This is a genomic window from Flavobacterium sp. (assembly GCF_031381455.1).
GTDB lineage: Bacteria > Bacteroidota > Bacteroidia > Flavobacteriales > Flavobacteriaceae > Flavobacterium.
Genome location: NZ_JANMXZ010000035.1, coordinates 1 through 7,240, shown reverse-complemented (window position 1 = coordinate 7,240; position 7,240 = coordinate 1). Strand labels below are relative to the sequence as shown.

6 protein-coding genes are annotated in these 7,240 nt (G+C 36.1%); 1 reads left to right on the top strand and 5 read right to left on the bottom strand.

Annotated features, from left to right (window positions below; all coding sequences use genetic code 11):
• On the bottom strand, nt 1–581 hold a 581-nt coding region (locus RMN97_RS08230; protein WP_309614044.1), incomplete at its 3' end, for a S1 RNA-binding domain-containing protein.
• Nucleotides 582–1,068: 487 nt separating this feature from the next.
• On the opposite strand from RMN97_RS08230, the gene dctA reads away from it, so the two are divergent.
• Nucleotides 1,069–2,289: a C4-dicarboxylate transporter DctA gene (dctA, locus tag RMN97_RS08225; RefSeq protein WP_309614043.1), complete on the top strand. Its 1,221-nt coding sequence runs from the start codon at nt 1,069–1,071 to the stop codon at nt 2,287–2,289.
• Between the two features lie 130 nt (nt 2,290–2,419).
• Here dctA and RMN97_RS08220 read toward each other — a convergent pair whose 3' ends face one another.
• The 4 genes from RMN97_RS08220 to lon form a co-directional block, all read right to left on the bottom strand.
• Nucleotides 2,420–3,673 carry a nucleoside permease gene (locus tag RMN97_RS08220; RefSeq protein ID WP_309614042.1) on the bottom strand — a complete coding sequence of 418 codons (1,254 nt, stop codon included), beginning with the start codon at nt 3,671–3,673 and terminating at the stop codon, nt 2,420–2,422.
• Between the two features lie 66 nt (nt 3,674–3,739).
• Entirely contained in the window at nt 3,740–4,432 is a 693-nt protein-coding gene (gene cmk, locus RMN97_RS08215; protein WP_309614041.1) for a (d)CMP kinase, read from the bottom strand.
• 106 nt (nt 4,433–4,538) lie between these two features.
• The gene (gene porQ / locus RMN97_RS08210) at nt 4,539–5,570 is read right to left on the bottom strand and encodes a type IX secretion system protein PorQ (protein WP_309614040.1); all 1,032 of its coding nucleotides are present in this window, start codon (nt 5,568–5,570) and stop codon (nt 4,539–4,541) included.
• Between the two features lie 132 nt (nt 5,571–5,702).
• On the bottom strand, nt 5,703–7,240 hold a 1,538-nt coding region (gene lon / locus RMN97_RS08205), incomplete at its 5' end, for an endopeptidase La (protein WP_309614039.1).

The window sequence follows — 7,240 nt, the reverse complement described above, 5'->3', positions numbered from 1 at the left end:
GAAACAACAACGTTTTTGAATTCGTGGTTAATTTTTACCACTTTGAATTCCATCATTTTGTTTACGTATACATCGTAATCACGGATTGGTTTCACATCAATTTGTGAACCTGGTAAGAATGCTTCAATTCCGAAAACATCTACAATCATACCACCTTTAGTTCTACATTTAACAAAACCTGTAACAATTTCACCTGTTTCGTTTGCAGAAATAACTCTATCCCAAGATTTAATTGTTCTAGCTTTTCTGTGAGATAATACTAATTGACCTGTTTTGTCCTCACGGATGTCAATTAATACTTCTACTTTGTCACCCACTTTTAAAGCTGGGTTGTAACGGAATTCGTTAAGTGAAATAACACCTTCTGATTTCGCGTTAATGTCAACAATTGCGTCTCTGTCAGTAATTCTAACGACAACACCTTCTACTACTTCTTCTTGATCTGTTGAGATGAAAGTTTTAGTAACTAATTCTTCAAACTCTTGTAAGTTTTTCTCATCTACAGGATCAATTCCTTCTGCGTAATTGTGCCAGTTAAAATCTGTTAAAAACTCTTGTTGTTCTTTGTTTAATACAGCCATGCTGATAAAATAATTTGTATGCTATGCTTCTTGAGTTTCTTGATGCGATTAAAAACACAGCAGTGTTTATATAAATAGTTGATACCTAAAGGAAACTCTTCTTCGCCAAAAGGACTGCAAAAGTACAACTAAATTCCTAATTACAAAATATTTACAAAGAGAAATTTAACATTAAAAAGGGTCAAAAACTCACTTTTTATATTTTGCGTCTCCGCGTCTTTGCGAGCAATTATTTTTTCACGCAGAGACGCGAAGTCACAAAGTAAAATTAAAGCATCGACATTGTAAACTTAGGAGTGGCACGAGCGATAGCGAACTGGCGAAGCAATGGTTTGGGCATTTTTGGTTTCCGTTTTCCCGCTTTCCGGGCTACGCAGTAGCCTCTTCTATCAGGGCTATTTAGGTTGGTATTGAATAGACCTGACAGGTTTTGAAAACCTGTCAGGTCTAAAAAATAAATAGTACATTGTAATCCAATAAAATCAAAATGAAGAATAAGGAATCTATTTTATTCAAAGTCACAACTAACCTAACATTTTGGGTGTTGATTGCCATTATCTGCGGCGTTCTTCTTGGTCATTTCAATCCCGAAAACGGACAAAAAATGAAAATCGTTGGGGATTCATTCATTCAATTGGTAAAGATTTTTATCGGACCAATCATCTTTTTAACCATTGTTTTAGGAATCGCAGGTATGGGCGACTTAAAAAAAGTGGGGCGAATCGGAATCAAATCACTTATTTATTTTGAAATCGTAACCACATTTGCTTTAGTAATCGGAATTGCTGCGGCCTACATTATAAAACCCGGAAGAATTGATAAATCCGGCTTAACTATAGAAGATGCCAGTAAATATACTTCGGCAACTAAAACAGATTTCAGTTGGCTCGACTTTTTCATGAGCAATTTTACACTACAGGTTCTGATTGTCGCCATCATCTTCGGAATTGTACTCAACTATTACCAGAAAAGAGAAGCTATACTAGCGGTTTTATACAACTGGTCTAAAGTAGTTTTCAGGGCTTTGAAATTTGTAATGTTTTTGGCTCCGCTTGGTGCATTTGGTGCCATGGCATATACCGTTGGGAAATTTGGATTTGGAACACTTATTCCACTTGGGAAATTAATGATTACAGTTTATATCACGATGGCCATTTTCATATTTGTAGTTCTTGGCAGCATTCTTCGTTACTACAAAATAAGCATACTGGATTTTATCAAATACCTCAAAGCCGAACTACTGATTGTACTTGGAACTTCTTCTTCAGAACCTGCATTGCCCAACTTAATGAACAAACTGGAACGCATGGGTTGTAGCAAATCGGTAGTTGGTTTGGTTGTTCCAACCGGTTATTCTTTCAACCTTGACGGTACATCGATTTATCTTTCGATGTCAGTTATTTTCCTGGCACAATTGTATAATGTTCCGCTTTCGTTTGGCGAAATTCTAACCATAATAGGACTTTTAATGATTACTTCAAAAGGAGCAGCCGGTGTAACCGGAAGCGGTTTTATTGTTTTGGCTTCCACCTTGACAGCCATACATAAAATTCCTGTTGAAGGTTTGGCGTTTCTTTTAGGTGTTGATAAATTCATGAGCGAAGCCAGAGCCATTACCAACTTCATCGGAAACGGTGTAGCAGCAATAGTAATTTCCAAAAACGAAAATGAATTCGTTGATCCGGAACATCCAATGGAATTTGAATAAACCACTTCGTGGTAGAGCCACAGAGGTATTAATTAAATAGCCAGAGATTCACAGATTAAAAAGGACTTTTGAAAAATCTGTGAATCTGTGGCTAAAAAAAAGTCCCGATAAACGGGACTATTTTATATTTTTAATGACTCATACTTTCAACATCATGTGGATTGTGTTTGTGCTTAAACATCACAGCAAACAAGATGGCAATAACCAATGCATATCCCGCAAAAGAAAGCCAGATGTTGTGCCAATCTCTAGCACCGTCATGAGTAAAATATTTATCGATTACAATTCCGCTTAACAATCCGCCAAAGAAAGCACCAAAGCCGTTTGACATCATCATAAACAAACCTTGAGCTGAAGAACGGATTTTAGAATCGGTAGTTGTTTCTACAAACAATGAACCCGATATATTAAAGAAATCAAATGCCATTCCGTAAACGATACACGACATAATAATCATCCATAAACCATCTGCCGGATTTCCATAAGCAAACAAACCAAAACGCAATACCCATGCAAACATCGATATCAACATTACTTGTTTAATTCCAAATCGCTTTAAAAAGAAGGGAATTGCCAAGATAAATAAGGTTTCTGATATTTGGGAAATCGACATAATTAATGTTGATTTTTGCACAATAATACTATTCGCATATTCTGGAATTTTTCCAAATTCAGATAAGTAAACATCGCCATACATATTGGTCAACTGCAACGCACCACCCAAAAACATCGAGAACAAAAAGAACAACGCCATTTTGTAGGTTCCAAATAATTTAAAGGCATCTAAACCTAATTTTTGTGCGGTCGTTGCGTTCTCGGCAATCAACTTTTGTGGCGGACATTTTGGCAACGTAAACGAGTAAATCCCAAGTATAACAGCCGAAACTGCCGAAATGTAAAACATGTTCGCAGACGCTTTATTTCCGGATAAATTGGTTAACCACATGGCGGCAATAAAACCAATTGTTCCCCAAACTCTGATTGGAGGAAATACTTTAATAACGTCAAAATTGTTTGTCTTTAAAATATTGTACGCCACCGAATTGGATAGCGAAATGGTTGGCATATAACAAAGCATGGCTGCAAAAATCACCCAATAAAAAGTAGTCGGATTATCCACTAGTGGAATATAACAAAGCGCCAAACCTCCTAAAACATGAAGTATACCATAAAGCTTTTCGGCGTTTATCCATTTATCGGCAATAATACCTGTGACAGCAGGCATAATAATAGAAGAAATCCCAAGTGTTGAAAAAATGGCTCCGAATTCGGCACCACTCCATTGTTTTGTAGCAAACCAATAATTACCAACCGTTATCAACCATGCTCCCCAAACGAAGAATTGGAGAAAACTCATTATTGTCAATCTGAATTTTATACTCATAAAAATAGTTTTGATTTCGTTAAAATAGAACGTAAATCTACTATTTATATCGAGATAAACAAATATTTACAACGATTTCGTCACATCATCCACCATTTCCAAAACGGCGTTGAATTGTTCTTCTCGAGTGAGATACGAATTGTCAATTTCGATAGCATCATCGGCTTTTCGCAAAGGAGAATCATCACGATGTGTATCAATATAATCTCGCTGTTCTACATTTTTTAAGACTTCTTCAAAAGAAACTGTTTGTCCTTTTTCCTGTAATTCTTCAAAACGTCTTTGCGCACGTGTTTCTGAACTCGCGGTCATAAAAACTTTGAGTTCGGCTTTTGGAAAAACTACGGTTCCAATATCGCGACCATCCATCACGATGCCTTTACCTTTGCCCATTTCTTGTTGTTGTTCAACCAATTTGGCACGCACCTCTGAAACCTCGGCCACTAAACTCACAAAATTAGAAACTTCCAGTGTTCTGATTTCGGTTTCGATATTGACATCATTCAAATACATTTCGGCAAATCCCAATTCAGCATTGAATTCGAAATGCAATTTTATAGAAGGCAGGCTGTTAATTAAAGTTTGTTTGTCAAAAAAATCGGTAGTGATATACCCATTTTGCATAGCGAAAAAAGTCACCGCACGATACATAGCGCCAGTGTCAACATATACATAACCTAAATGTTTGGCTAATTGTTTGGCTAATGTACTTTTCCCTGTGGAAGAAAATCCGTCGATGGCTATGGTAATCTTTTTCATATGCAAATGCTTATTGTTTTTTATCAGTCATATGTAATTCGCATACGACTTTGGTGAGGTCGATACTATATTGCATTATGCTCATTTCAAAATTTTAAATTTTAGTTTAATATCGGTTGCCCGAAAAATCTATGGTTAATCCAAACAAGCTCGTATTGGCAGCCAAGGTATAACGAGAATAGGAATAATTGAATTTTAAATTCCCCATTTTCAATCCCAGACCTACCGAAATCCCAGAGAAATTTCGTTGCTCCAAAATACGCAATTCTTCGGCTCTTCTAAAATTATAGCCTACACGTAAATTAAAACCTTTATCCGGAAATAATTCGGCTCCAATAATAACATGACGCAATGCATTTCCAAAAATAGATGCTTTCTCCGGAGTTGAACCTCCATCTAAAGAGCCTTGTGCTCTGTTCGGATTGGAAAATGCCAATTGCCATTGCTGCATATTTTCTAATGTTAAATGCCAACGAATCGGAACATTTTCCATCAATTGTGAAACGCCAATCAGTACTTCTAAAGGTAATTTTTCGCGTGTTTCAGCATAAGGTGTAATTTGAACTCCAACATTCCGAATAGAAATCGCCCAATTTACATCGTTACGTGTATCAATAAATAGTGCGCCAATATCAACTGCGGCACCAAATGAATTATAACTTTCTAAAGTGGAAGAAATCAGTTTTGCATTCGCACCAACATAAAAATCTGAACCTGGAATATTATAAGCATAGCCAAAAGTCAACGCCATTTCACTTCCTGTAAAACTCGATGTTTGCTGACCGTTTTCGTCATAGCCATCAAATTTCCCGTAATTCACATAATTTACGCCACCAAAAAAAGTTTGCACACGTCTGTCATAAGTGTAAGCATAAGATGCTGTTCCGTAGGTAACCTCGCCAAAATAGCTTCCGTAATTCAATGCTAGTTTGTTATCCATTTCTGGATTTATATTTGCCGGATTAAAATGTCCTTGATTGACATCGCTATCGTAAAAAGTAATTACTTTTCCGCCTAAAGCCGCTTGTCGTGGAGAAGTCACTAAATTCAGAAATTGGTATATTGACTTTCCCCCAATTTGACCAAAACTGACCAAATTAGCGAGACAAAACCCAATACAAATTGCTTTTTTTAACATCAAAAGTGACTTATGCTATATACTATAACGGAAATGCGAAGATATTATTTTATATGGTAGGAAAAAAAGTTAAAAGAAAAAGGCATAAGTGTTATTTTACTTATGCCTTTGCATTTTATTTTTAGAAAAAAATTACAATGTTTTAGCGTTTTTTACTTTCTGATTTGTCAATGCAACATCAATAACCTCGCTCATTTCTTTTACGTAATGAAACGTTAGTCCTTCGATATATTCTGCTTTAATTTCGTCTATGTCACTTTTATTTTCATGACACAAAATAATTTCCTTGATATTTGCTCTTTTGGCAGCAAGAATTTTTTCTTTAATTCCACCAACAGGCAAAACTTTTCCACGTAATGTGATTTCACCAGTCATGGCTAAGTTTTTCTTTATTTTTTTTTGTGTGTATAATGAAACTAACGAGGTCAACATGGCTATTCCGGCGCTTGGTCCGTCTTTTGGCGTTGCGCCTTCCGGAACGTGTAAGTGAATGTTGTATTTGGCAATCATTTCAGGGTCGAGCCCAAAAATTTCTGCGTTGGCTTTAATGTATTCTAAAGCAATTGTTGCCGATTCTTTCATAACCGTTCCTAAATTTCCTGTCAAGGTTAAATTCCCTTTTCCTAATGAAATCAACGATTCTATAAATAAGATATCACCACCAACTGATGTCCAAGCCAAACCAGTTACTACTCCGGCCACATCATTACTTTCTGATTTATCACGTTCTAATTTTGGCGCACCGAGAATTTTGACGATATCTTCATCGGTAACTTTCGTGTTATACTCTTCTTCCATTGCTACCGATTTTGCAGCATTTCTAATAACTTGAGCTAACTTTTGTTCCAAACTTCTAACTCCAGATTCACGTGTATAGCCTTCTACAATTTTTTCTAATTGTCTTTTGCCAATGGTCAACTCTTTTGTTTTTAAACCGTGTTCTTTCAATTGTTTTGGAAACAAATGCTGACGCGCAATTTCTACTTTTTCTTCAATGGTATAACCAGTCATTTTGATAACTTCCATTCTGTCTTTCAACGCTGGTTGAATGGTTCCCATATTATTAGAAGTTGCTATGAACATCACTTTTGATAAATCATAACCCATTTCCAAAAAGTTATCATAGAAATCGTTGTTTTGTTCAGGATCTAAAACTTCTAGTAATGCCGATGATGGATCGCCTTGATTGCTTGTTGTTAATTTATCTATTTCATCTAAAACAAAAACTGGGTTTGATGTTCCTGCTTTTTTCAAGCTTTGAAGAATTCTTCCTGGCATCGCGCCAATATAGGTTTTACGATGTCCGCGAATTTCGGCTTCATCACGCAAACCAACCAAAGAAACTCTCACATATTCTCTTCCTAAAGCTTCGGCAATAGATTTTCCGATAGATGTTTTTCCAACTCCTGGAGGTCCAGTAAGACAAAGAATTGGCGATTTCATATCGTTTCGCAATTTTAAAACTGCAAGATGTTCTATCATTCTTTTTTTAACATCTTCTAAACCAAAATGATCTCTGTCTAATATTTTTTGAGCGCGTTTCAGGTCGAAATTATCTTTAGAGTAGTCATTCCATGGCAGTTCTAAAAATAATTCTAAATAATTTCGTTGAATACCAAAATCTGGCGCTTGTGGATTCATTCTGCGCATTTTTGACAGTTCTTTTTCGA

Coding starts and splice junctions, on each gene's coding strand:
- dctA (WP_309614043.1), top strand. CDS start 1,069: ATGAAGAATAAGGAATCTATTTTATTCAAAGTCACAACTAACCTAACA.
- RMN97_RS08220 (WP_309614042.1), bottom strand. CDS start 3,673: ATGAGTATAAAATTCAGATTGACAATAATGAGTTTTCTCCAATTCTTC.
- cmk (WP_309614041.1), bottom strand. CDS start 4,432: ATGAAAAAGATTACCATAGCCATCGACGGATTTTCTTCCACAGGGAAA.
- porQ (WP_309614040.1), bottom strand. CDS start 5,570: ATGTTAAAAAAAGCAATTTGTATTGGGTTTTGTCTCGCTAATTTGGTC.